General features: G+C 72.3%; 21 protein-coding genes. 8 read left to right on the forward strand and 13 right to left on the reverse strand.

Annotated features, from left to right (window positions below; translation table 11 throughout):
* Window positions 1-85 precede the first annotated feature (85 nt).
* Window positions 86-1,900, reverse strand: a complete 1,815-nt coding sequence (locus FFT10_RS19025; protein WP_162520844.1) for a bifunctional metallophosphatase/5'-nucleotidase — start codon at window positions 1,898-1,900, stop codon at window positions 86-88.
* A 49-nt stretch (window positions 1,901-1,949) separates the two neighbouring features.
* Window positions 1,950-3,065, reverse strand: coding sequence for an adenosine deaminase family protein (locus FFT10_RS19030; RefSeq protein ID WP_137734451.1), 1,116 nt, complete (start codon window positions 3,063-3,065; stop codon window positions 1,950-1,952).
* A gap of 131 nt (window positions 3,066-3,196) precedes the next feature.
* Between FFT10_RS19030 and FFT10_RS19035 the strand changes: the two genes are divergently transcribed.
* From FFT10_RS19035 to FFT10_RS19065, 7 genes are all read left to right on the forward strand, one after another.
* The gene (locus FFT10_RS19035; RefSeq protein ID WP_137734452.1) at window positions 3,197-4,165 is read left to right on the forward strand and encodes a BMP family lipoprotein; all 969 of its coding nucleotides are present in this window, start codon (window positions 3,197-3,199) and stop codon (window positions 4,163-4,165) included.
* Complete coding sequence (locus FFT10_RS19040) at window positions 4,165-5,715, forward strand: ABC transporter ATP-binding protein (RefSeq protein WP_137734453.1); 1,551 nt, start codon at window positions 4,165-4,167, stop codon at window positions 5,713-5,715. The genes FFT10_RS19035 and FFT10_RS19040 overlap by 1 nt, the downstream gene beginning before the upstream one ends.
* Window positions 5,712-6,638, forward strand: a complete 927-nt coding sequence (locus FFT10_RS19045; protein ID WP_137734454.1) for an NAD-dependent epimerase/dehydratase family protein — start codon at window positions 5,712-5,714, stop codon at window positions 6,636-6,638. Before FFT10_RS19040 ends, FFT10_RS19045 begins: the two co-directional genes overlap by 4 nt.
* Window positions 6,635-7,759, forward strand: coding sequence for an ABC transporter permease (locus FFT10_RS19050; protein WP_137734455.1), 1,125 nt, complete (start codon window positions 6,635-6,637; stop codon window positions 7,757-7,759). The genes FFT10_RS19045 and FFT10_RS19050 overlap by 4 nt, the downstream gene beginning before the upstream one ends.
* Window positions 7,752-8,729: an ABC transporter permease gene (locus FFT10_RS19055; RefSeq protein WP_137734456.1), complete on the forward strand. Its 978-nt coding sequence runs from the start codon at window positions 7,752-7,754 to the stop codon at window positions 8,727-8,729. Before FFT10_RS19050 ends, FFT10_RS19055 begins: the two co-directional genes overlap by 8 nt.
* Window positions 8,726-9,139 carry a cytidine deaminase gene (locus FFT10_RS19060; protein ID WP_137734457.1) on the forward strand — a complete coding sequence of 138 codons (414 nt, stop codon included), beginning with the start codon at window positions 8,726-8,728 and terminating at the stop codon, window positions 9,137-9,139. The genes FFT10_RS19055 and FFT10_RS19060 overlap by 4 nt, the downstream gene beginning before the upstream one ends.
* A gap of 61 nt (window positions 9,140-9,200) precedes the next feature.
* Window positions 9,201-10,040, forward strand: coding sequence for a purine-nucleoside phosphorylase (locus FFT10_RS19065; protein ID WP_228027185.1), 840 nt, complete (start codon window positions 9,201-9,203; stop codon window positions 10,038-10,040).
* A 132-nt stretch (window positions 10,041-10,172) separates the two neighbouring features.
* Here FFT10_RS19065 and FFT10_RS19070 read toward each other — a convergent pair whose 3' ends face one another.
* The 9 genes from FFT10_RS19070 to FFT10_RS19105 all read right to left on the reverse strand — a co-directional run bounded on the left by FFT10_RS19070 (window position 10,173) and on the right by FFT10_RS19105 (window position 19,359).
* The gene (locus FFT10_RS19070) at window positions 10,173-11,228 is read right to left on the reverse strand and encodes a DMT family transporter (protein ID WP_137734458.1); all 1,056 of its coding nucleotides are present in this window, start codon (window positions 11,226-11,228) and stop codon (window positions 10,173-10,175) included.
* Window positions 11,229-11,603: a hypothetical protein gene (locus tag FFT10_RS19075; RefSeq protein WP_174246132.1), complete on the reverse strand. Its 375-nt coding sequence runs from the start codon at window positions 11,601-11,603 to the stop codon at window positions 11,229-11,231.
* Window positions 11,604-11,668: 65 nt separating this feature from the next.
* Window positions 11,669-14,815: an efflux RND transporter permease subunit gene (locus tag FFT10_RS19080; RefSeq protein WP_137734460.1), complete on the reverse strand. Its 3,147-nt coding sequence runs from the start codon at window positions 14,813-14,815 to the stop codon at window positions 11,669-11,671.
* Window positions 14,816-14,828: 13 nt separating this feature from the next.
* Entirely contained in the window at window positions 14,829-15,905 is a 1,077-nt protein-coding gene (locus FFT10_RS19085) for an efflux RND transporter periplasmic adaptor subunit (protein WP_174246133.1), read from the reverse strand.
* Between the two features lie 83 nt (window positions 15,906-15,988).
* The gene (locus FFT10_RS19090) at window positions 15,989-16,642 is read right to left on the reverse strand and encodes a hypothetical protein (protein ID WP_137734462.1); all 654 of its coding nucleotides are present in this window, start codon (window positions 16,640-16,642) and stop codon (window positions 15,989-15,991) included.
* Window positions 16,639-17,103 (reverse strand): TolC family protein, encoded by a 465-nt coding sequence (locus tag FFT10_RS28265; protein WP_505891288.1) that lies wholly within the window; start codon window positions 17,101-17,103, stop codon window positions 16,639-16,641. The genes FFT10_RS19090 and FFT10_RS28265 overlap by 4 nt, the downstream gene beginning before the upstream one ends.
* Window positions 17,104-17,277: 174 nt before the next feature.
* On the reverse strand, window positions 17,278-17,769 hold the full coding sequence (locus FFT10_RS28270; protein ID WP_228027187.1) for a TolC family protein: 492 nt from the start codon (window positions 17,767-17,769) through the stop codon (window positions 17,278-17,280).
* 276 nt (window positions 17,770-18,045) lie between these two features.
* Window positions 18,046-18,372, reverse strand: a complete 327-nt coding sequence (locus FFT10_RS19100; protein ID WP_137734463.1) for a hypothetical protein — start codon at window positions 18,370-18,372, stop codon at window positions 18,046-18,048.
* Between the two features lie 153 nt (window positions 18,373-18,525).
* Window positions 18,526-19,359, reverse strand: coding sequence for an SDR family oxidoreductase (locus FFT10_RS19105; protein ID WP_162520845.1), 834 nt, complete (start codon window positions 19,357-19,359; stop codon window positions 18,526-18,528).
* Between the two features lie 108 nt (window positions 19,360-19,467).
* Between FFT10_RS19105 and FFT10_RS19110 the strand changes: the two genes are divergently transcribed.
* A complete protein-coding gene (locus FFT10_RS19110; RefSeq protein WP_137734465.1) occupies window positions 19,468-20,427 on the forward strand; it encodes an AraC family transcriptional regulator in 960 nt (319 codons plus the stop codon).
* A gap of 7 nt (window positions 20,428-20,434) precedes the next feature.
* Here the strand turns inward: FFT10_RS19110 and FFT10_RS19115 are convergent, their stop codons facing one another.
* Window positions 20,435-21,739, reverse strand: coding sequence for a flavin-dependent oxidoreductase (locus FFT10_RS19115; RefSeq protein ID WP_137734466.1), 1,305 nt, complete (start codon window positions 21,737-21,739; stop codon window positions 20,435-20,437).
* 15 nt (window positions 21,740-21,754) lie between these two features.
* Window positions 21,755-23,467 (reverse strand): M14 family metallopeptidase, encoded by a 1,713-nt coding sequence (locus FFT10_RS19120; RefSeq protein WP_228027188.1) that lies wholly within the window; start codon window positions 23,465-23,467, stop codon window positions 21,755-21,757.
* Window positions 23,468-23,542 lie beyond the last annotated feature (75 nt).

Here is a 23,542-nt window from a genome sequence, read left to right on the forward strand (position 1 = left end):
GGTCCGAATGGCGCATGGGCACGGGGTTTGCCCCGTGTTGGTGCTTTGCACCAGCATGGCTGGTGCATGTCGCGCAGGTGAAGCGTCAGTCCACCCAGGTGATGCGCGCCGTCGCCACCGGCGCCGGCTGGGTCTGCAGGTGGGCGATCAGCGCGTCCAGGTCCTGCGGGCCACCCAGGCGCTGGCGGCCGGCGCGCAGCGGCGCGTAGCCGTCGCCGCCATCAGCCATGAAGCTGTTGACCGTGACCCGCAGCGCCTGCTTGGGGCCCACCGGCTGGCCGTTCAGCGTCAGGTCCTGCACCCGCTGGCCGGGCGGCGCACTGGCCACCCAGCGGTAGGCCAGGCCGGCCGATGGCGACAGGAATGACGGGCTGGTCCGGCCGGCGGGCTGCTGCTGTTCCAGCACCGCCTTCAGCTCCACGCCGGTCAGCGTCATCACCACCAGGCTGTTGCCGAAGGGCTGCATGCCGAAGGCGTCGCCATAGGTGACGGTGCAGGGCGGCGTGCCGGCGCAGACGAGGTCGGAACGCACGCCGCCGGGGTTCATCAGCGCCAGCTGGGCGCCGCCCTGGTCGGGCGCGCGGGTGGCGGCCAGCTGGGCATCGGCCACCAGGCGGCCGGCGGCGCTGTCGGTGCGGCCGCGGCGGTCGAAGCTGCCGGCGATGCGGCCAACCGGCCGCTGCACCCGCGGCGCGGCGGCCTGGGCATAGGCCGCCACGGTCTGCTGCACCGCGGCCACCGGCCGGGCCTGGGCCAGCGCCTGGCCCCAGGGCGCCGGCTCGCTGGCCAGCAGGCGCTGGCGTTGTGCAGCATCGGTGCGGTCGTTGAGCACCGGCAGGTTGCGGCTGCGGGTGGCGGTGCGGTCGATCTCGCCGCTGGCCGGGTCGATCACCAGGTCGGCCACCGACACCGCGCGGCCGAAGCTCAGCGCCTGCATCACCGGGCGGCCGTCGAGCAGGCAGTTGTAGCCCTGGTGGGTGTGGGCGCTGAAGATCACGTCGACCTTGGGGCTGATGCGCTGGGCCATGCGCGCCATGTCGCCGCGCCAGCCGGGGCAGGCGGGGTCGTTCCAGTCGGCGGGGGCGCCGGCGGCACCGGTCTCGCCGCCTTCGTGCACCAGCGCCACCAGGGCCTTCACGCCCTGGGCGTCGAGCGCCTCGGCGGCGCGGTTGATGGCCTCGGCCTCGTCCTCGAAGCGCAGGCCGGCCACGCCGGATGGCACCACGATGGACGGTGTGTCGCGGGTGACCGCGCCGATGAAGCCGACCTGCACGCCGCCCACCCGCAGCACCCAGGTGGGTGGCAGCAGCGGCTGGCCGCTGGCCGCCAGCACATTGGCCGCCAGCACCGGAAAGCGTGCGCCGGCATAGGCCGGCTGCAGCGCGCAGGAGCTGGTGGCCGCGTCGGCAGCATTGGCGGCGCAGCCGCCGCGCAGCAGGCGCAGCAGCTCGGTGGTGCCGGCATCGAACTCATGGTTGCCGGCAGCGGCCACGTCCACGCCCAGCTGGTTGAGCACCTCCACCGTGCTTTCATGGCGGAACAGGGCTGAGACCAGCGGCGCGGCGCCCACCATGTCGCCGGTGCTGGCCAGCACGCTGTGCGGCGCGCCCTGGCGCAGCGCCTGCACCAGGCCGGCCAGCGCGGCCGCGCCGCCGGCGGCCACCCGCTGCACGCCGCCGGGCTGGACCGGATCGGGCAGCGGCACGGCCAGGCTGCCGGGCTCCAGGTGGCCGTGGAAATCATTGAAGGCGATGACCCGCAGCTGCACCGGCGTGACTGCGGCGGCAGACGCAGCCGGTGCGGTGGGCGGCTGCGGCGTGCCGCAGGCCGCCAGCAGCGCCAGCAGGGCCAGGGTGGCCGCCCGTGGGCGGCGGGGATGGGCAGGAGGGGTGACAGACATGGCAGGTGGTCCGGCGGGCCGGGCCGTGGGGAGGTGGATCGGGCGTGTGTCAGGGCCGCTGCAGCACCGGCAGGCCATCGGCTGCGGCCCAGGCCAGCAGCCGGGCGCGGGCGGCATCGCGCTGGGCCACCGGCAAGAACGATGCCGCCGCCGCATCCAGCCCCATGTGCAGCAGGTCGTCCCAGCCGAAGCCGGCCTGCACCAGGCTGGCGGCCTCGCCGCTGTGGTCGACGCGGGACATCAGCCGGTTGTCGGTGTGGAAGGACAGGCTCACGCCGGCGCGCCACAGTGCATGGATCGGGTGCAGCGCCAGTGATGCCGCGGCGCCGGTGTGCAGATTGCTGGTGGGGCAGATCTCCAGGTGCAGGCCATGCCGGCGCACCGCGGCCAGCGCCGCGGCGGCGGCCGGGCCGTCCAGCAGATCGGCCAGGCGCACGCCATGGCCCACCCGGGTGGCGCCCAGGCGGGCGGCCTCCAGCACCTGGTCGCCCACATCGGCCTCGCCGGCATGCAGGGTCAGGCCCAGGCCGGCGGCGCGCACCCGCGCCAGCAGCGCGGCATGGCGGCTGGCCGGGAAGCCGGCCTCGGGCCCGGCCAGGTCGAAGCCCACCACCCGGGCGCTGCCGGGGGGGCGCGGCTGCTGGTGGCAGGCGATGGCCAGGTCGGCAGCGCGGGCGATCTGCGCGTCGCTCTCGTGCCGCATGCCGCAGACGATCAGCCCGGCCGGGCCGGCCGGCAGCGGGCATTGGGACAGGCCACGCAACATGGCCTCCACCGCCACGTCGCCCGGCACGCCGTGGGCCTCGAACAGCAGTGGCGCGATGCGGAACTCGGCCAGCACGCAGCCCTCGGCCAGCGCGTCCTCGGCGGCCTCGCGGGCGACGCGGGCCAGGCCCTCGGGGGTGGCCATGGCCGCCACGGTCAGGTCGAAGCCGCGCAGGTACTCCACCAGCGATCCGGCATGGGCGCGGGCGTCGAACCAGGCGGCCAGGCTGTCTTCGTCGGGCGCGGGGCTGGCGATGCCGCGCTGGCGCAGCAGGTCGAGCAGGGTGGCCACGCGCAGACCGCCGTCCAGGTGTTCATGCAGCAGCACCTTGGGCAGCTGGCGGGCGCGGTGCAGCAGGTCGGCGGTTGCTGGCGCGGAAGGCGGGGCGGCGGGCGGCATCGGCACATGCTAGCGGAGCGGCCTGCGCGTGGCATGGGTGCAGGCAAGCACGGGGCTGCCAACGGCGCGAGTCTTGCTATCCTGCCGCCCACCCAACCACCCACCCCTGCGCCGCCCGCAGGCAACGCCCCATGAAACACGCCGTGCTGGCCTCGCTGGCCCTCAGTTTCACTGCCACCGCCGCGCTGGCCCAGCCGGCCGTCATCTACGACATGGGCGGCAAGTTCGACAAGAGCTTCAACGAGGCCGCCTACAACGGCGCCGAGCGCTGGAAGAAGGAAACCGGCAAGCCCTACCTGGACTTCGAGATCAGCAACGAGGCCCAGCGTGACCAGGCCATGCGCCGCATGGCCGACAAGGGCGCCAACCCGATCATCGGCGTGGGCTTCGCCCAGGGCAGCACCATCGAGAAGGTGGCCAAGGACTTCCCCAAGCTGCAGTTCGCCATCATCGACTCGGTGGTGAAGCTGCCGAATGTGGAATCGGTGGTGTTCAAGGAGCAGGAAGGCAGCTTCCTGGTGGGCATGCTGGCGTCGATGGCCAGCAAGACCGGCAAGGTCGGCTTCATCGGCGGCATGGACATCCCGCTGATCCGCAAGTTCCAGTGCGGCTACGAGCAGGGCGCGAAGTACGCCAACCCCAAGGTGGAAGTCACCGCCAACATGACCGGCACCACCCCCGCCGCCTGGAACGACCCCACCCGCGGCGGCGAGCTGGCCAAGGCCCAGTTCGCCAAGGGCGTGGACGTGGTCTTCGCCGCTGCCGGCGGCACCGGCGTGGGCATCTACCAGGCGGCCAAGGACGGTGGCAAGTTCGCCATCGGCGTGGACAGCAACCAGAACCACCTGCACCCGGGCACCATGCTCACCAGCATGGTCAAGCGGGTGGATGTGGCGGTGTACAACCTGGCCAAGAAGACCACGCCGGGCGTCAGCTCCCTCGGCCTGAAGGAAGGCGGCGTCGACTACGCGCTGGACCAGCACAACCAGAAGCTGATCAGCGCCGACATGAAGAAGAAGGTGGACGCGGCCAAGGCCGACATCATCGCCGGCAAGATCAAGGTGGCCGACTACACCGCCACGAACAGCTGCACCTACTGATGACTGCCCCGGCCGTCCGCATGGACGGCATCCAGAAGCGCTTCGGCGCGGTGCAGGCCAACCGGGATGTGTCGCTCACCGTGGCGGCCGGCACGGCGCATGGCATCGTCGGCGAGAACGGTGCCGGCAAGAGCACGCTGATGTCCATCCTGTACGGCTTCTACCAGGCCGACGGCGGGCAGATCCACATCCATGGCCAGGAGGCGCAGATCACCGGCTCGGCCCAGGCGATCGCGCTGGGCATCGGCATGGTGCACCAGCACTTCATGCTGGTGGAGCCGCTGAGCGCACTCGACAACATCATGCTCGGCGCCGAGCCGCACTGGCGCCTGGGCACAGCCCGCGCCCAGGTGCGCACCCGGCTGGAAGCGCTGATGGCCGACACCGGCCTGCAGGTGCGGCTGGACAGCCCGGTGGAAGAACTGCCGGTGGGCGAGCGCCAGCGGCTGGAGATCCTGAAGGCGCTGTACCGCGGCGCCAGGATCCTGATCCTCGACGAGCCCACCGCGGTGCTGACGCCGCAGGAGACGGAAGCGCTGTTCGTCACCCTGCGCCGCCTGCGTGATGCCGGCACCACGCTGCTGCTGATCACCCACAAGCTCAAGGAGATCATGGCCCTGTGCGACGCGGTGACGGTGATGCGCCAGGGCGCGGTGGTGTTCGACGGACCGATCGCCGATTGCAGCCTCGACCAGCTGGCCGAGGCCATGGTGGGCCGCCGGGTGCAGCTGGGGCGCGCCGCGGGCGCGGCCACCGCCACGCCCGGCGCCGCGCTGCTGACCGCACAGGATCTGCAGTGGCGTGATGCCCTGGGCGTGCCGCGGCTGGCCGGCGTGTCGCTCACCCTGCGGGCTGGGGAGATCGTCGGCATCGCCGGTGTGTCCGGCAACGGCCAGAGCGAGCTGCTGGAGATGCTCTCCGGCATGGCGCGGCCACAGGCCGGCACGCTCACCCTGGGCAGCCGGCAGTTCAGCCCCGCGCGCTGGCTGGATCCGTCCACCGCCCGCGCACTGGGCCTGGCCCATGTGCCCGAAGACCGCCACCGCTGCGGCATGGTGCTGCCGTTCGCCGCCTGGGAGACGGCCGAGCTGGGCTACCAGCGCAGCCCGCGCTTTGCCAGCGCCTGGGGCTGGATGAAGCGGGCGGTGATGCGCAGCGCCACCGCCCAGATGATGGAGGCCTACGACGTGCGCCCGCGCAATCCGGCGCTCCAGGCCCGCAAGTTCAGCGGCGGCAACCAGCAGAAGCTGGTGCTGGCGCGCGAGGCGCTGGCGCCCGAGGTGCCGCCCACGGTGCTGCTGGTGGGCCAGCCCACCCGCGGCGTGGACATCGGCGCCATCGAGTTCATCCACGGCCGCCTGCGGGCCATGCGCGATGCCGGCGGCGCGGTGCTGGTGGTCAGCAGCGAGCTGGATGAAATCCTGGCCTTGGCCGACCGGGTGCTGGTGATGGACCGCGGCCGCATCGCCGGCGAGCTGGCGATTGCCGACTGCACCGAGGCCGCGTTGGGCCGGCTGATGGCAGGTGCCGACGCTGGAGCCGCCGCATGAAGGTGCTGGTCACAGGCGCCACCGGCCGCATCGGCCGCGCGCTGATGGTGCGGCTGGCCCGCCAGCACCAGGTGCTGGGGCTGGACCGCGCGCCGTCGTCCACCGCCCACTGGGTGGGCGACGTGGGCGATGCGACGCTGCTGCGCCGCGCGCTGCAGGGTGTGGATGCGGTGGTGCACACCGCCGCGCTGCATGCGCCCCAGGTGGGCCGGGTGCCCGATGCCGAGTTCCAGCGCGTCAATGTGGACGCCACCCGTGCGCTGGCCGAGGCCGCCTGCGCCGCCGGCGTGGGCCAGTTGCTCTACACCAGCACCACCGCGCTGTACGGCGACGCGGCCACGCCGATGCAGGCCGCTGGCTGGGTCGACGAGACCCTGACGCCGCGGCCGCGCACCATCTACCACCGCAGCAAGCTGGCGGCCGAGCAGCTGCTGGCACGTTATGCCGAAGCCGGCGCCTTCGGGCTGACCATCCTGCGCATGTCGCGCTGCTTTCCGGAGACCGCACCGCAGATGGCCTGCGCCCGGCTGCACCGCGGCGTGGACGCACGCGACGTGGCCGAGGCCCATGCGCTGGCGCTGGACACCGGCCGGCCGGGCAGCCGGGTCTACGTGGTCTCGGGCCCCACGCCGTTCCAGCCCGTCGACATGGCCGCGCTGAAGGCCGACGCCCCCGCCGTGCTGCGCCAGCGCGCGCCGGCCCTGGTGCAGGCCTTCGCCGACCGCGGCTGGGCCCTGCCGGCCAGCATCGACCGCGTCTACAGCCCGGCGCTGGCCCAGCGTGAGCTGCGCTGGCAGCCGCGCTTCGGCTTTGCCGACGTGCTGCGCCAGCTGGATGAGGATGTGCCCGAGGTGCTGCCGCCGGGCTTCCTGGTGGCCGAGCCGGGGCTGCGGCTGCCGGGGCAGGCGGAGGATTGCAAGTGAGCCAGCCGGTGGAGTTGCCGCGCTGGATGGACGTGGCCCTGCTGCCGCTGGTCAACCTGGCCATGGCCCTGCTGGTGTGCGCCATCGTCGTGGCCGTGGTGGGCCTGGACCCGCTGCAGGTGATCACCCTGCTGGCCAAGGGCGCCTTCGGCAGCAAGGCGGGCATCAGCTACACGCTGTACTACGCCACCACCTTCGTGTTCACCGGGCTGGCGGTGGCGGTGGCCTTCCACGGCGGGCTGTTCAACATCGGCGGCGAAGGCCAGGCCATGCTGGGCGGGCTGGGCTGCGCGCTGGTGGCGCTGTACGCCGGGCCGCACCTGGGCACCGCCCTGCTGCTGCCGCTGATGGTGGCGGCCGCCATGGCCGCCGGCGCCGCCTGGGCGGCGGTGCCGGGCGCGCTGCAGGCCTGGCGCGGCAGCCATGTGGTCATCACCACCATCATGTTCAACTTCATCGCCTCGGCCCTGCTGGCCTACCTGCTGGTGAACGTGCTGAAGGCGCCGGGCAGCATGACGGTGGAGACAGCGCCCTTCCCCGAAGTGGCCCACCTGCCCGGCATGCACCAGCTGCTGGCCGCCGTGGGTGTGGAGTGGCCACGCACGCCGCTGAACCTGAGCGTGCTGCTGGCCGTGCTGGCCGCGGTGGCGGTGTATCTGTTCCTGTGGCGCAGCCGCGCGGGCTACGAGCTGCGGGCGGTGGGCTTCTCGCCCGATGCGGCGCACTACGGCGGCATCCGGCCCAAGGGCCAGGTGATGCTGGCGATGGTGATCTCGGGCGCATTGGCCGGGCTGCTGGGCATCAATGAACTGGCCGGCGTGCAGCACCGGCTGCTGCTGGACTTCGTCGTCGGCGCGGGCTTCACCGGCATCGCGGTCAGCCTGATCGGCCGCAACCACCCGGTGGGCATCGTGCTGGCAGCGCTGCTGTTCGGCGCGCTGTTCCAGGGTGGCGCGGAGCTGGCCTTCGAGATCCCCGGTTTCAGCCGCGACATGGTCACCACCTTGCAGGGGCTGATCGTGCTGTTCTCCGGTGCGATGGCGCAGGTGGCAGCACCCGCGCTCGCCAAGGTGCACGGCTGGCTGCAACCCCGCAAGACGACGGAGGCCGCCCATGGATGAGGCACTGCTCGGCGGCCTGCTGGCCAGCACGCTGCGGGTGAGCGCGCCCTTGATCCTGTGCGCGCTGGCAGCGGTGCTGAGCGAGCGCGCCGGCGTGATCGACCTGGGCCTGGAAGGCAAGATGCTGCTGTCGGCCTTTGCCGCGGGCGCCGCCGGCGCCCTGACCGGCAGCCTGGGCCTGGCCCTGCTGGCCGCGCTGGTGGTGGGTGTGGCGCTGTCGATGCTGCACGGCTATGCCTGCGTCAGCCACACCGGCGACCAGGTGGTGCTGGGCATGGCGCTGACGATGATCGCCGCCGGGCTGACGGTCGTGCTGGGCATCGCCTGGTTCAAGCAGGGCGGGCAGACGCCGCCGCTGCCCGACGCGGTGCGGCTGACGCCCTGGTTCAGCGGCCTGGCCGACAGCCTGAAGGGCGTGCCGGTGGTCGGCCCCATCGTCGGCGGCGGCCTGCTGGGCCACAACCCGATGGTCTACCTGGCCTTGCTGCTGGTGCCCGCGGTGTGGTGGTGCCTGTACCGCACCCGCATCGGCCTGCGCCTGCGCGCCACCGGCGAGAACCCGGCGATGGTGGATGCCGCGGGCCTGAGCGTGAAGGCGCTGCGCTACGGCGCGCTGGCGGCCAACGGCCTGTTGTGCGCGCTGGCCGGCAGCTACCTGGTGCTGGCGCAGAACGCCAACTTCGTGCCCAACATGACGGCCGGCCGCGGCTACATGGCGCTGGCGGCGATGATCTTCGGCAAGTGGCACCCGGTGCTGGCGCTGTGGGCCTGCCTGCTGTTCGGCTTCCTGGACGCGGTGGCCATCCGCCTGCAGGGTGTGGCGCTGCCGGCGGCGCTGGGCGGCGGTGATGTGCCGGTGCAGGCCATCCAGGCCCTGCCCTATGTGCTGACGGTGGTGCTGCTGGCCGGGTTCATCGGCCGCTCACGCGCGCCGGCGGCGCTGGGCGTGCCGTACGTGAAGACACGATGACGCCTGACGACAGCACGATGGCGGCCCTGGTGGCAGCAGCGCGCCAGGCGCGCGAGAGCGCCTACGCGCCCTACTCACGCTTCCTGGTCGGCGCGGCGCTGCTCGACGAGCACGGCCGCATCCACGCCGGCTGCAACATCGAGAACGCGGCCTATCCGCAGGGCCAGTGCGCCGAGGCCACCGCCATCGGCCACCTGGTGCTGGCCGGCGGCACGCGCATCGTGGCGGCGGTGGTGGTGGGCGTGGCCGCCGCGCCGGTGACGCCCTGCGGCGGCTGCCGCCAGCGGCTGCGTGAATTCGCCGCCGACGATGCGCCGGTGTGGGTGGCCGATCTGGACCAGGTTCGCGCCCGCTTCACCCTGGGCCAGCTGCTGCCGGCCAGCTTCGGGCCGGCGCATCTCGGCCCCTGATGCGGCGCGGCGGGCCCGATCTGCGACGATGCAGGCCTGTCCTGCTGTCCGCCGCCTCACCATGCACCCAGCCGACCTGACCACCGCCATCGCCACCAGCGTGGACCGCATCCGCGCCGCCGCCCCCGGCCTGGCACCGCGCCTGGGCCTGGTGCTGGGCTCGGGCTGGGACGGCATCGCCGACCTGGTGCAGCAGCCGGTCGACATCCCCTATGCCGAGCTGCCGGCCTTTCCGGTGCTGGGCGTGGCCGGCCATGCCGGCAGCCTGCGGCTGGGCACCATCGGCAGCGGCACCCAGGCGCGCGCCGTGGCCCTGCTGCGCGGCCGCAAGCATGCCTACGAGACGGGCGACGCCGCCGGCATGAAGGGCGCCATCCGCACGCTGGCCGCGCTGGGCTGCCAGGCGGTGGTGCTGACCAACGCCGCCGGCAGCCTGGAGCCCAGCATGCCGCCGGGATCGCTGATGCTGATCAGCGACCACCTGAACATCGTGCAGCGCACGCCGCTGCATGACGAGCCCGGCGCCAGCCGCTTCGTCGACATGGGCGAGGCCTACTGCGCCACGCTGCGCGACCAGGCTGCCGCCGCGGCGGCCGAGGCCGGCATCGAGCTGCACGAGGGCATCTACGCCTGGGTGCTGGGCCCGCAGTTCGAGACGCCGGCCGAGATCCGCATGCTGCGGCTGATGGGCGCGCAGGCGGTGGGCATGAGCACCGTGCCCGAGACCATCCTGGCCCGCCATGCCGGCCTGCGGGTGCTGGGGCTGTCGATGTTCACCAACTACGCGGCCGGCATGTCGGATGAAGCGTTGAGCCATGCCCACACCCTGGCCACGGCCAGCGCCACCGCGGCGCTGGCACAGCGGCTGCTGGCGGCGGTGGTGCCGGCGCTGGTGGTGTAGCGGGGCGCCAGATCCATGGCGCTTGCGCCGGCATGCGCGCACCGGCGTGCGCGGTGCCGGTCTGTGGTGACCGGCGAGCTGCAACCCCGTCGCGCGGCGTGGCCGCTCCGAAGTCGAGACGCCTGCCGCGCTTCAGTGGCGATGCGAGTGGTGCGCATCAGGCACGTGGGGATGCGCATGACGCACCGGCTCGTGGCGGTGCCGGTGGCTGTGCTCGCCCGCCGGCATCTCGTCGTGCGCATGGTCATGGTGCCCGTCGTCGTGGCGGTGCGCGTGCTCGTGCTCCAGCGCCTCGTGCGCATGCTCGTGCGCATGTGATTCCGCCAGGTGCAGCACCACGCCGGCCAGCATCAACGCGCTGCCCAGCAGCATCAGGCCGCTGGGCGAGCGGTCGCCCAGCGCCACCGCGAACGCGGCGCCGATGAAGGGGGCGAAGGCAAAGACCGACCCCGTGCGGGCTGCGCCGAAGGCACGCTGCGCCAGCAGATAGAAGCGCAGGCTCAATCCGTAGCCCGTGGCACCGATGGCCAACAGGGCGAGCGCGGCCACCGCCGACGGCGAGGGCTCGCCGAAGACCAATGCCAGCGCGCCCGTGGCAGTGGCGCCCAGCAGCGCCTTGGCCATCACCACCTGACCGGGGTCGCGTTCCGCCAGCGCCCGCGACAGGGTGTTGTCCACGCCCCAGGCCGCGGTGGCCAGCAGCACGGCCAGCAGACCCCACAGCTGCGCGCCGCCGGAACGCCCTTGGTCGAGCACCAGCACCATGCCGCCGGCCAGCAACAGCGCCATCGCCGTCCAGACACGGCCGTCCATGGTCTCGCGGTACAGGCGCCAGGCCAGCACGGCGGTGAACAGGGCCTCCAGGGTCAGCATCAGCGATGCGCTGGTGCCGCTGGTGTTCTGCAGGCCCCAGGCCAGCGCCACGGGTCCGATGGCGGCGCCGAACGTGGCCATCGCCAACAGGCGAGGCAGGTCGCTGCGCTGCAGCCGCGCTTCGCGTTCGATGCGTTGACGAGACAGCAGGCCGACGGCAGCGGCACCGGCATAGAGCAGCGCCGCCGTGCTGAAGGCCCCGAGCCCGGCACCGAACTGCTGCACCAGCGGCGTGCTGACGCCGAACAGCGCCGCGGCCAGCAGCGCGAGCAGGCCCCCCCTGAGGGCCGGCAGGGCCTGGGGCGACAGGGCCATCTACTTGACGGTGAACCGGACCGTGATGGCCTTCTTGGCCGGGGTCGTGAGCACGGCCACGACCTTGGCACCGGGCGCGAGCTTCACGCCCTTGGCTTCGAGCCTGTCGCCGGCCACGGCCAGCTCGGCTTCCGACTTCTCGGCGCCATTGAGAACGGTCAGCTTGCCGCTCATGCCGGCGGGCGCCATCGGCTTGCCGTGGTCCTCGATGTAGATCGACGCGCCCGCAGGCGTGCCGACCAGTTCGAAACCCAGGTCGCTGGCGATGGCCACCACGCCACCATGCTTGGCCTTGGCGCCGCCATGGGCGAACGCGGCGTTGAGCGACAGGGCCGACAGGCCCAGCACGACAACAGCCAACAGGTTCTTCATCATCTCTTCGATCTCCTGCGAGAGCGCAGCGCACTGGAACAGGCGGCGCCGCCGGGCCTGATTTCAACTCAATAGGCTTCCTGGGGTCCTGGCGCGCCGTCCGGTGCATCGGCCTCGGGCTGGATGAGGCGCTTCGTGGCCTGCTCTCCGAAGAGCCAGAACAACACCGGCGTGAGCAGCGTGTCGAGCAGCGTCGAACTGACCAGCCCGCCGAAGATCACCACCGCCACCGGATGCAGGATCTCCTTGCCGGGCGCGTCGGCCGCCAGCAGCAGCGGTGTCAGCGCAAAGGCGGCCACCAGCGCCGTCATCAGCACCGGCGTCAGCCGCTCCAGCGAGCCGCGCACGATCATGGCCTGGCCGAAGCGCTCACCCTCGAACTTGCACAGGTTGATGTAATGGCTGATCTTCAGGATGCCGTTGCGCGTGGCGATGCCGGCCAGCGTGATGAAGCCCACCATCGACGCCACGGACAGGCTCACACCCGCGATCCACATCGCCACCACGGCGCCGATCAGCGCCAGCGGGATGTTGGCCATCACGATGCCGGCCAGCACCACCGACTGGTAGCGGCTGTACAGCACCAGGAACATCATCGCCAGCGAGACAAGCGAGAGGCCCGCGATCAGGCGGGTGGCCTGCTCCTGGGCCTGGAATTGCCCTTCGAGGCTGATGAAGTTGCCGGGCGGCAGGGGCGTCTTCTGGATGATCTCCCGAAGGGCTGCGATCACCCGCCCCATGTCACCGCCGTCGGTGTTGGCGTAGACGATGATGCGGCGGCGGCCGTTCTCGCGGCCGATCTGGTTCGGCCCGTCGGTCTCTTCCACGGTCGCGATGCTCGACACCGGGATGCGCCCGGCCGGCGTGTCGATGAGCGTGCGCGCCAGGTCCTGCGGGCTGCGCTGCTGGTCCGGCAGGCGCAGCACCAGTTCGTAGCGGCGCGGGCCGTCGACGATGTCGGCGCCGTGCGCACCGTCGGTCAGCGCCTGCAGCACACGGATCGCCTCGCCGGGTGACAGACCCATCTGCGCTGCCCTGCGGTGGTCCAGGCGCACGGTGATCTGGGGAATCAGCACCTGCTTCTCGACGGTGAGGTCGACCAGCCCCGGTATGGTGGCCAGCTTGCCACGCATCTCCTCGGCCAGGCCGCGCAGCGTGTCGGTGTCGTCGCCGAAGATCTTCACCGCGATCTGCGCCCGCACGCCCGACAGCAGGTGGTCCAGCCGGTGGCTGATGGGCTGGCCGATCGTGGCCTGCGCCGGCAGCGATGAGAGTCGCCCGCGGATGTCGGCCATGATCGTCTCGCGGTCGCGTTCCGATCGCTTCAGGTCGACGTCGATCTCCGCCGAGTGCACGCCTTCAGCGTGTTCGTCGAGCTCGGCGCGGCCGGTGCGGCGGCCGACCTGCGTGACCTCGGGCACCTCGCGGATCAGCGTCTCGGCCACCGAACCCACGCGGTTGGCTTCGGCCAGCGATGTGCCCGGCTGCATGATCAGTCCCAACACCAACGAGCCTTCGTTGAAGGCCGGCAGGAAGGCGCGCGGGAAGAAGGGCACCGTCGCCGCGGCTGCCGCCACCGCCAGCACTGCCAACACGATCAGCGGCTTGGCGCGGCCGAAGGACCAGGTGAGCAGCCGGGTGTCCTGGCGCTTGAGCCAGGCGACCAGCGGGCTGTCGCCATGGTCCAGGCGCTTCATCGTCGGCAGCAGGTAGCAGCACATGACCGGCGTGACCGTCATCGAGACGAGCATCGACGCGAGGATCGACACGATGTAGGCGATGCCCAGCGGCGTGAAGAGACGCCCCTCGATGCCCGGCAGCGCGAACAGGGGCACGAAGACCAGGACGACGATCACCGTCGCGTACACGATGCCCGAGCGCACCTCGACGCTGGCGCGCCGCACGACCTCCAGCACCGACAGCGGGTTGGCGGCCAGCCGGTTCTGCTTCAGGCGCCGCAGGATGTTCTCGACATCCACCACGGCATCGTCGACCAGCTCGCCGATGGCGATGGCCAGGCCTCCAAGGGTCATCACGTTGATCGACTGGCCCAACCCGTGGAAGACCAGCGCCGTGACCGCCAGCGACAGCGGAATCGCCACCAGCGAGATCACCGTCGTGCGCACCGACAGCAGGAAGGCGAACAGCACGATCGCGACCATGATCGCGCCGTCGCGCAGCGCCTCGGCGACGTTGCCGATCGACGCCTTGATGAAGTCCGCCTGGCGGAACAGCACACGCGGCTCGGCCAGGCCCCGGGGCAGGCCTTGCTTCAGCTCCGAGAGTGCCGTCTCGATCTGCGCGGTGAGCTGGACGGTGTCGGCGTCTGGCTGCTTCTGGATGCTGACCACCACGGCGGGCAGGCCGTTGTAGCCGGCGTCGCCGCGCTTCAGTCCCGCCGCGAAGGCGACCGTGGCCACCTGTTCCATCAGGATCGCGCGGCCTTCCTTCCACGCGACCGCGATGCCGCCCAGGTCCTCGGCGCGGTTCGTGCGGCCCAAATGGCGGATCAGGTACTCACGGCTGTTGAGGTCGATGAAGCCGCCGCCGGCATTGGCGGCATAGCCCTTCAGCGCCTGCTCGACCTGGGTCAGCGAGACGCCGAACTGGGCCAAGCGCGCGGTGTCGGGCGCCACGCGCAGCGTGCGCACCTCGCCGCCGATGGGGATGACCTGGGAGATGCCCGGGATCGACAGCAGCCGCGGGCGCAGCACGAAGTCGGCGTACTCGCGTGCCTGCATCGGCGTGGCCACCGGGGTCTTGCCGTCGCCTGGAACCAGTGGCAGCGCCACCAGCATGACCTCGCCCATGATCGACGACACCGGCCCCATCACCGGCGTGATGTCGCCGGGCAGTTGCGCGCGCACGATGGCCAGCCGCTCGGCCACCAGTTGGCGGTTGCGGTAGATGTCGGTGCCCCAGTCGAACTCGGCATAGACCAGCGACAGGCCCACGCCCGAGGTGCTGCGCACGCGGGTCACGCCCGGCATGCCGTTGAGGGCGGTCTCCAGCGGGAAGGTGACGAGCTGCTCCACCTCTTCCGGCGCCATGCCGCCGGCTTCGGTGAGCACGGTGATCAGCGGCTTGTTGAGGTCGGGGAACACGTCGACCGGCGTGCGCCAGGCCGTCATCGCCCCGTAGACCATCAACAGCGCCGCGACGGCCAGCACGAACAGGCGGTTGTGCAGGCTGGTGCGAACGATCCAGTTGAACATGATCGATTCCCGTTCAGCGGATCTGCGCGATCAGCGGTGCGCCCTGGACCACGACGCGGTTGTCCGCGCTCAGCCCCTGGGTCACCACCACCGTGCCCGCGTCCAGCGGCCGGAACTGCACCGGCTGCGGGATGAAGCGTTCGGCGCCCGACTTGATCCAGACGATGGGCTCGTTGGATGGGTTGCGCACCACGGCCTGTGCCGGCAGCACGACGCCCTTGGTGCGCTCCTTCGATTGCGCCACCACGGTGACCGGCTGGCCGATGGCCAGCGGCAGTGCCGTGCCCGGCTTGGAGGCCCGGACGGAGAAGGTGATCGGCAGCACCCCATCGCGCAGCGAGCGCGACGCGCCGAGCAGGCGCAGCGACACGCCGGGCACACCCTGCAGCGACGCGCCGGCCAGGCGGGCCGCGAGGCCGGCATCCGCGGTGGTGGCCTCGACCAGCATGCGCGCCGGGTCCACGACTTCGAACAGCACATCGCGCGGCTCGACGACCTGCCCGGCGATGAGGTCGGCACGGGCAACCACGCCGCTGACCGGGGCGGTCAGGGCCTCGCGCGACGTGAGGCTGGCGCCGATGCTGCCCTCCCGCTCGGCCAGACTCTTCGCCTCCGTGCGGGCCGCATCGATCTCCTTGCGCGGCACGGTGCCTTCCAGGCCTTCGAGGCGCTGCACGCGTTGCTCGGCGATTTGGCGCTGCGCCCGCAGTTCGGCCAGCTGGGCCTGCTGCGTGCCCAGGGCGTAGGGCTCGGCGTGGTGGCGGACGTAGGCCAGCACCTCGCCGCGCCGGACGGCCTGTCCCGCAACCGGCAGGCCCTTCGGCCCGGGCTCGATGCGCCCACCATGCACGGCCTGCATGCGGCCACTGGCGTTCGGGTCCATGACCACGCGGCCCGGCAGTTCGACCGTGGCCGGGGCGTCGGACTCGGGCGCCAGCACCGTCCGGATGGCCATGCGCCGTTGCGCGGTCTTGGGCACGTTGACGCTGCCATCGGGCAGCCGCGCCAGGCCGGAGGCGTTGACTGCTGCGCCGGGCGCATCGAGGTGCTCGCCATTGGGTCCGTGGGCGCCTGGTGCGGCATGGGCCATGGATGCGCAGAGGACCCACGCGCCCAGTGCGGCGGCGATGAACAGTGCCTGTCCGCCGGAGAACCGATTCAGCTTGTGCCGCATCACAGACCTCCCTGCAGCTTGCCGGCCTCGCGGCGGCGCTGACGCCACCAGGCGATGCCGCCGATCAGGCCCAGGGCCGCGACGCCGGCGCCGATCCAGGCCGCGCGCGCCAGTCCGTGGGCGTGCCCATGGTCGTCGCCACCGTGTGCATGGCCATGATCGTCCTTCGCCCCGGCGCCATCGGCCCGGCTGGCAGGTCCGACCAGCGTGCCGTCGAGCAGGTCGCTGTCCTGGCCGGCCACCAGCGTGAAGACGAGGCCGTGCTCGCCGGGCGCGGCGAGTGCCTTCAGCATCGCGGCGTCGGTGACCAGGTAGTCGCCTTGCTCGGCGCGGAAGGCTGCCACGGCCTTGAGCGGGCCGCTCTCGACTTCGAGCTTGGCGCCCAGCACCGGCTCGTTGGACTCGTAGCGGTCGATGAGGATGGTCAGCGCGCTGGCACGCAGCTCGGCGACCAGCTCGAAGGCCTCGGACTTGGCCTCGACACGGGGCAAGGCCGATGGCGCCCGCACCGTGGCCGGGCCGTCCAGGTGTTCACCGTTGGGGCCATGTGCACCGGGGGCCGCCAGCACGGCGGTGTTGCCGCAGACCAGCCATGCCGTCAGCGCGAGGGCGAACAGCGGACTGGGGACACGGAGCGCGGGACGGGTGGTCATGGGAGGAGTCCGATCGCTTGTTGGAGTCGGGCGCGGGCCAGGCCCAGCGCGGCGGTCTGGCGGGCGGCGGCACCCTCGGCCTGCGCCGCGGCGGCCAGCGCACGCAGCAGGTCGGGCAGCGGGGTCTCGCCGGCACGGAAGGACTTGTCGATCAGCGTCGCCCGCTCGCGCAGCAGCCGGGCGCGGGCGGTTTCAGCGTCGAGTTGCGCCAGGGCCGATCGCTGCGCATCCCGCGCGGCGGCGGTCTCGCTGTCCAGGCGCTCGCGCAGGCGCTGTTCGTGGGTCTGGGCCACCTCGAGTTCAGTGCGGGCTGCCGCCTCCAGCGGACGGTTGCGGTCGTCGGTGCCCAAAGGCAGGCGCAGGCCGACCACCAGGCTGCCCTGCGACGACTCGGCGCGGCCCGGGGTGTCCTGCCGCACGCCGACGCTCAGCTCGGGCGCATCACGGCGCGAACGGCGCATCAGTTCGACCCGCTGGCGCGCAAGCGCCGTGGACAGGCTGGCGAATTGGTGCTCCGGGTGCGCTGTGGCAGACACGTCGGTCGCAGCGCCCACCGTCAGGTCCGGCGCTGTCGTCAGCCCGGTCAGAAGCGTCCAGCGCGACCGCGCCGCCTGGAGGCGCTGCTGCACGTCGGCCTACTGCGCAGCCGCGGCCAGGTGTTCCGCCTGCGCGGCCAGGGCGTCGGCACGGGCCAGGTCGCCAGCGCGCACGCGGCGCTCGACGTCGTCGGCCAACTGCTTCAGGGACTGGGCCTGGGTGTCGGCCTGCACGAGTTCGGCCTGCAATGCCGCGAGTTGCCAGCCGGATTCGCGCAGGTCGCCGGCCAGGCGCAGGCGCGCCACCTGTTCGGCCGCTTGGGCCAGGGCGGCTGCCGCCTCGGCCGTACCCGCGCGGGCGGTGCGTTGGCCGGGCAGCCACAGGGGCATGGCGATGCCGATCTCGGTCTCGCGCCGGCCGGCAGCCCGGTGCAGGCGATCGTCGCGGTGACTCAGGGCCAGCGACGGCGGCGCCGCCCAGAGGCTCGACGCCACGGCGCGGTCGGCTTCGGCACGGCGGCGCTGGCCTTCGGTCTCGCGCGCCGCGACGGCGCGCTGCCAGGCGGCGTCCAGGGCTGCGCGGAGGGTCACTGAGCCGCTGGATGCAGCCGGGGCCGACGCTTGCGGGGCCTGGAGACTCGACGGGGAGGCGGCAGGCTGGGCCCGGACAGGTCCAGCGGCCAGGCTGCCTGCGATCACGCAGGCAGACAGCCATGGGAGAGGTTTCACTTCGGTCCTGACGGTTCGACAGCCGGGGCCGGCCAGACGCAGGCTCAGGTCACGCCATTGGCGGACAGCGGCAAGCGCGGAAGGCCGTTGCGGCGGAAGGCCGGGCGCCCACGGGTGGGCGCCCGCCGCGAAGGCGGGTCAGGAGCGGGAACGAGGCGGCCGGAGCAGGCCTTCGAGGTCAGGGTCGGGCACGGGGGTCTTGTGCAGGCCACCGGGGAGCACCGACGCCTGGGACGGCAAGTCGTGCGAGGCGGACACCAGCAGCGCCGCAGCGGCACTCACCTGGTCGCTGATGATGTGCTGCGCCGACTCGGGCGAATCGTCCAGGTGGTAGGACCCATCCTCGTGGTGATGGTGGCCTTCCTCCTGCCAGTGCAGCGCGGCGTGCGCCATGTCGGCCAGTGGGTTCACCGTCGACCCCATGCGCGCGAGCGCCACCGATTGCCAGAACATGGCAATCAGCATGACGAGGAGAGTGGCGGACCGGCACATGGCGCGACGAGTGTACCGAGGGGGCCTCACCCCCAAAGCGATCCAGGCTGAAGTCGATGGCAGGATCCTGTGCAGCAAGTCAGACCGGGGCCAAGCTGCGCTGCATGGCTTGTCCGGCAGCGGCGCTCAGCCCTGCCAGGCGCTGCGGTGGTCGGCCGCGTACTGCGCCAGCGTGCGCGGCGCGCGGCCGGTGATCTGCTGCACCGCGTCCGTCGTGCGCTCCGAGTACCCGGCCTTGAAGAAGCCCAGGATCACCAGCAGGAACTCGGTGTAGTCGGCCGGCAGGCCGGCGGCCAGCAGGGCGCTGCGCATCGCCTCGGGCGGGATGTCCTGGTAGCCGATGGGGCGGCCGGCGGCATCCGACAGGATGCGCGCCACCTGGTCATGGTCCAGCGCTTCGGGGCCGGTCAGGTCGAAGTCCTGGTTGCGAAGGGTGTCGCCGGTCAGCAGCGCGGCGGCCGCGGCGGCGATGTCGCGGGTGTCGATGAAGCTGCCCTTGGCGCTGCCCACCGGCAGCAGGATGTTGCCGGTGGCCTGGATGCCGGGCAGCCAGAAGGTGTGGAAGTTCTGCATGAACCAGTTGGGCCGCAGGATGTTCCAGGCCAGGCCGGATTGCTCCAAGTGCAGCTCGGCCTGGCGCAGCGGCGCGCTGGGGTCGGCATTGGCGCCCATGGCGCTGAGCAGCACCACCTGCTGCACGCCGGCGCGCTTGGCGGCGTCGATCACCGGCTTGAGCAGCTGGTCCTGCCGGGCATGGCCGGGCGGGGCCATCAGGAAGGCGCGCTGCACGCCGTCGACCGCGGCCTCCAGGCCGGCGCCGGTGGCCAGGTCCAGCGCCACCTGGCCGGGGGCCTGCGGTGTGCGGGTGGCCTGGCGCACCGTGTGGCCGGCCGCCTGCAGCAGGCGGGTGAGTTCGCCGCCGATGTGGCCGGTGGCGCCGATGACGAGGGTGGTGGGCATGGTCAGGGTCCTCAAGGGGTGGGTGGATGGGTGCATTCTTCGACGGTCAAGCTGAACCGAGAATGCCGATCCGTTCACTTTTCATGTCCATGCGTACAATCCGGCCACATGGATCTGCTCACCGATCTTCTGCAGCAGGCCGGCCTGCACCGCCGCCTGCTGGACCAGCGTCACCTGGCGCCGGGTGCGGCGCTGCGCTTCCCCTGTGACCGCAGCATCGGCCTGCATGTGGTGCGCCAGGGTCCGGTCTACCTGCATGCCGACAGCGCCGGCGGCGTGCTGGCGCTGGGCAGTGGCGACATCGCGCTGATGGCCCGCGGCTGCACCCATGTGCTGAGCCTGCAGGCCACGCCGCCCGATCCGGCCACGCTGGGGGATGCCACGGCGCAGCCCCTGCAGTCCACGCCGGTCACCCCCGCCCTGCCCGGCGCCGCGGCCCAGGTGATCAGCGGCGCCTACCAGCTGTGGCACACGCCGCTGCACCCGTTCCTGCAGCAGCTGCCCGCCTGGTTCGTGCTGCGTGCCGACGAGCTGCCGCGCCTGGGTCCGCTGTCATTGGCGCTGGGCCTGCTGGCCGACGAGCTGGAGCAGGACGCACCCGGCGCCCGCGCCGTGGTGCACGGCCTGATGGACGTGGTGTTCAGCTACCTGCTGCGCGAGTTGCTGCGCCGCCAGGCGCCCGGCACCGCCGGCTGGGGCCAGGCGTTGCGTGATCCGCCGGTGCACCGGGCGCTGGCGCTGATGCAGGCCGATTGCGCCCATCCCTGGACGCTGGACAGCCTGGCCGCGGCGGTGGGCCTGTCGCGCACCGGGCTGGCGCAGCGCTTCCGCCAGGCGCTGGGCGACACGCCGCTGGCCCACCTGCGCACGCTGCGCATGCAGCAGGCCATGCGGCTGCTGGGCGACACGCCGCAGACGTTGGAGCAGGTGGCCGCCGCCGTCGGCTACCAGGACGCGTTCAGCTTCTCCAAGGTGTTCAAGCGCGAGGTGGGCCAGTCGCCGCGCGAGTTCCGCCGCCAGGATGCGGCCACCCGCCAGTCGCCCTGGCGCTTCGTCGCAGAAGCTTGAAGCCGGATCAGCCGCCGGCCACCCGCGCCCCGGGCGCGATGGTGGGCGGCGCGGCGTTCAGCGTCTCGATGGCGAAGCCGGCCGCGGCCTTGTAGCGGGCCATGAAGGCAGCGCGCTCGTCGGCGGGGATGACGTCGTCGATGTGGTCGAACACGCCGCCGCAGCGCTCGTCCACCAGGTTCAGCAGGCCGAAGGGGCCGGCGCCGCGGTTGCGCAGCACCAGGGCCGAGACATCGGCGCACAGCCGCTGGTCGTAGGCCTGCAGCGCCGCCGGGCCCACGCCGTGGGCCACCATGGCCGCGCCCAGCACGCGGGCGTCGATGATGGCCTGGCTGGCGCCGTTGCTGCCGGTGGGATACATCACATGCGCGGCGTCGCCCACCAGCGCCACCCGGCCATCCACCCAGGTGGGCACCGGGTCGCGGTCGATCATCGGGTACTCGAACACCTCGGCCGCGCCCCGCAGCATGGCCGGCACGTCCAGCCAGCCGTAGTTCCAGCCGTCGAAGTGGTGGGCGAAGTCGCTCAGCTGCACACGCCGGTTCCAGTCGCCCTGGGTCCAGCCGTCGCGGTTGTCCACCGTGATCTCGGCGATCCAGTTGATGGTGGCCAGGCCGGTGGCCGCATCCACCGGCGAGATCGGGTACAGCACCACCCGGTGCCGCGCCGAGCCCAGACCGACGAAAGAGGCGCCGGTGCGCACCGGCACGCCGGGCGTGGTGCCGCGCCACAGGATGGCGCCGCCCCACTGGATGGGCGGCTGCTGCGGGTGCATCTGCGCCCGCACCGCCGAATGCAGGCCGTCGGCGGCCAGCAGCAGGCGGCCGCTGGCCTCGTGCCGGTGGCCGTCGCGGTCTTCCAGCAGCGCGGTCACGCCGTCGGCGGTCTGGCGGTAGCCGGTCACCCGCTGGCCCAGCTGCAGCGCCTGCGGGCCCAGGCGTTCACGCACCGCATCGGCCAGCAGCATCTGCAGCTGGCCGCGGTGCACCGCGTACTGCGGCCAGCGGTAGCCGGCGGCCAGGCCACGCGGCTCGCTGTAGACCTCCTGCCCGTTGCGGCCGACCAAGGCCCATTCCCGCGCCGGCAGGCCGATGCGGTCGAGCAGGTCGGCGCCGATGTCCAGGTCGAACAGCTCGCGCACCGCATTGGGCTGCAGGTTGATGCCCACGCCCAGCGGCCGGAGCTGCGGCACGGATTCGTAGACCACACACGGCACGCCCACCTGGTGCAGGGTGAGGGCCAGGGCCATGCCGCCGATGCCGCCGCCGGCGATCAGCACCGGGGCGGTCTTGTCGTGAATGCTGACGTCCATGCGGCGGATTCTCGGTCAGGGCACCGCCACGGTGAGATGCTGGAAGCCCACCCGTGCGCTGCCCACGGTGACATCCAGCGTGCCGCTGCCGGCCACCACCAGGGTGACGAAGCGCTCATGGCCGTTGCCGCGGGTCCAGGGCGAGAACACGCTGGGCCCGCCGTACAGGCCGCCGCCCCAGCCCTCCAGGTGGCCGATCTCCACCACCGCGGCGCCGGGGGCCAGCACCGTCACACCATGGGCTTGCGTGGTCAGGCGGATCGGCTCCACATGCGGCAGGCCCTGCGACGACGGCACGCCGCAACTGCCCAGGTAGCCGTGGTTGGCGATGCGGATCTCGATGCGGGTGCTGTCGCCCTGGCGTTCCTGCGCCACCACGCTGGCGCTGACGCGCGGCAACAGCGCCGCCACCCGCAGGAAGGCGGCGCTCTGGCCCTGGCAGGTGGCATCCAGCCGGTCGTACGGCGGGTTCCAGATGCCCACGCGGGGGTCGAAGCCGGCCACCTCCACCGCGCCCAGCTGCGGATGCTGCGCCGGCTTCCAGGTGCCGAACATGCGGCCGCCGTTGTGCTGGCGGTCGAACGCGGCCAGCTTGCGCATGTCGTCGCGGCTGAACTTGCTGTAGTGGTCGACAAACGGCTTCTTGCGGGCGATGCCCAGCTGCTGGAACAGATCCCACAGCTCCACCACATAGGCCAGCGCGCCGCGCTGGTGGTAGGCGTAGTCGCTCAGGTCGCCGTGCAGGGGCTTGTCGGGCTCGTAGAGGAATTCATGGAAGCCGCTGACGGTGGCATAGCCGGTGAACTGGGTCATCCAGGCTTCCACCTGCTCGTACAGCCCCAGGTCACCGGGGTTCATCTTGCTGTCGGGCTTGTCGCCCAGCGGGCGGATCAGCACGCCGCCGAAGGTGTGCAGGTTCAGCCACAGCATGATGTTGGGATGGCGGGTGGCGAAGTCCATCACCGCGCGGGTCTCGGGCGCGCTGCCGGGGTAGTGGCCGGCGCCGGCCTGCTGCGGCTCGGGCGCCCAGTGGTACGGGAAGTTGCGGTTGAAGTCGTAGAGGTTGTCCGACAGGTAGTGCGCGTCGGGGATGGTGCGGCCGTCGAAGTTGGCGATGCGGCCCTCGGGATACAGGCGGTAGAACGGGCCGCTGTCCTCGGGCTGGCGGGCCACCAGCACCGCGGGGCGCAGCGGCTGGCCGTCGTCGCCGCGAAGCTCCACCAGCTCGCCGTCGGGGTCTTCACGGCGCATGGTCAGGGCCATGCCGTCGCCGTCGATGTCCTCGGTCACCCAGTGGGCATGGTGGCGGGCCACGCGGTCGTCCACCGGGCTCGACCGCACGTAGCGGCCACGCTGCAGCACCTCTTCCGCGCCGTCGGGCGAGATGCGCGGCACCACGTAGAACAGCGTCCCGCGGATGGCCTGGGCCATGTGCGGCGGCAGCGGCTGGCCGCCGGCCGCATCGGCGCCGCCGTGGATGGCCAGCACGTCCTCGGCGATGGCCAGGGCCACGCTGGTGCCGCACAGCTCGCTGGCGTGCATGTTGCCGTCGATCCACACCGCCGGGCCGCCGCGCTCGGGGTGGCGGCCGATGGTCAGCAGCGGGATGTCGCGGCCGCCGGCGCTCTGCCCCAGGCTGCTGACATGGACCAGGCCCGGGTGCTGCTGCGCCCAGGTGGCCAGCTGGGCGGTGAGCTGGGCGTGGCTGATGTAGGTGGTGCGGAACATGGCGGGCCGGTGCGTGGACGGGGCCTGCATCTTGCCGCATGGCCGCCGGCGCCGGCTCGGTGATCGGGCGGATGG

Source organism: Pseudaquabacterium pictum, assembly GCF_005403045.1.
Classification (GTDB): domain Bacteria; phylum Pseudomonadota; class Gammaproteobacteria; order Burkholderiales; family Burkholderiaceae_C; genus Pseudaquabacterium; species Pseudaquabacterium pictum.

Bases quoted from the DNA above. Each gene is read 5' to 3' on its own strand.
- FFT10_RS19025 (WP_162520844.1), bottom strand. From the start codon at position 1,900: ATGTCTGTCACCCCTCCTGCCCATCCCCGCCGCCCACGGGCGGCCACC.
- FFT10_RS19030 (WP_137734451.1), bottom strand. From the start codon at position 3,065: ATGCCGCCCGCCGCCCCGCCTTCCGCGCCAGCAACCGCCGACCTGCTG.
- FFT10_RS19035 (WP_137734452.1), top strand. From the start codon at position 3,197: ATGAAACACGCCGTGCTGGCCTCGCTGGCCCTCAGTTTCACTGCCACC.
- FFT10_RS19040 (WP_137734453.1), top strand. From the start codon at position 4,165: ATGACTGCCCCGGCCGTCCGCATGGACGGCATCCAGAAGCGCTTCGGC.
- FFT10_RS19045 (WP_137734454.1), top strand. From the start codon at position 5,712: ATGAAGGTGCTGGTCACAGGCGCCACCGGCCGCATCGGCCGCGCGCTG.
- FFT10_RS19055 (WP_137734456.1), top strand. From the start codon at position 7,752: ATGGATGAGGCACTGCTCGGCGGCCTGCTGGCCAGCACGCTGCGGGTG.
- FFT10_RS19060 (WP_137734457.1), top strand. From the start codon at position 8,726: ATGACGCCTGACGACAGCACGATGGCGGCCCTGGTGGCAGCAGCGCGC.
- FFT10_RS19065 (WP_228027185.1), top strand. From the start codon at position 9,201: ATGCACCCAGCCGACCTGACCACCGCCATCGCCACCAGCGTGGACCGC.
- FFT10_RS19070 (WP_137734458.1), bottom strand. From the start codon at position 11,228: ATGGCCCTGTCGCCCCAGGCCCTGCCGGCCCTCAGGGGGGGCCTGCTC.
- FFT10_RS19075 (WP_174246132.1), bottom strand. From the start codon at position 11,603: ATGATGAAGAACCTGTTGGCTGTTGTCGTGCTGGGCCTGTCGGCCCTG.
- FFT10_RS19080 (WP_137734460.1), bottom strand. From the start codon at position 14,815: ATGTTCAACTGGATCGTTCGCACCAGCCTGCACAACCGCCTGTTCGTG.
- FFT10_RS19085 (WP_174246133.1), bottom strand. From the start codon at position 15,905: ATGGCCCATGCCGCACCAGGCGCCCACGGACCCAATGGCGAGCACCTC.
- FFT10_RS19090 (WP_137734462.1), bottom strand. From the start codon at position 16,642: ATGACCACCCGTCCCGCGCTCCGTGTCCCCAGTCCGCTGTTCGCCCTC.
- FFT10_RS28265 (WP_505891288.1), bottom strand. From the start codon at position 17,103: ATGCGCCGTTCGCGCCGTGATGCGCCCGAGCTGAGCGTCGGCGTGCGG.
- FFT10_RS19100 (WP_137734463.1), bottom strand. From the start codon at position 18,372: ATGCTGATTGCCATGTTCTGGCAATCGGTGGCGCTCGCGCGCATGGGG.
- FFT10_RS19105 (WP_162520845.1), bottom strand. From the start codon at position 19,359: ATGCCCACCACCCTCGTCATCGGCGCCACCGGCCACATCGGCGGCGAA.
- FFT10_RS19110 (WP_137734465.1), top strand. From the start codon at position 19,468: ATGGATCTGCTCACCGATCTTCTGCAGCAGGCCGGCCTGCACCGCCGC.
- FFT10_RS19115 (WP_137734466.1), bottom strand. From the start codon at position 21,739: ATGGACGTCAGCATTCACGACAAGACCGCCCCGGTGCTGATCGCCGGC.
- FFT10_RS19120 (WP_228027188.1), bottom strand. From the start codon at position 23,467: ATGTTCCGCACCACCTACATCAGCCACGCCCAGCTCACCGCCCAGCTG.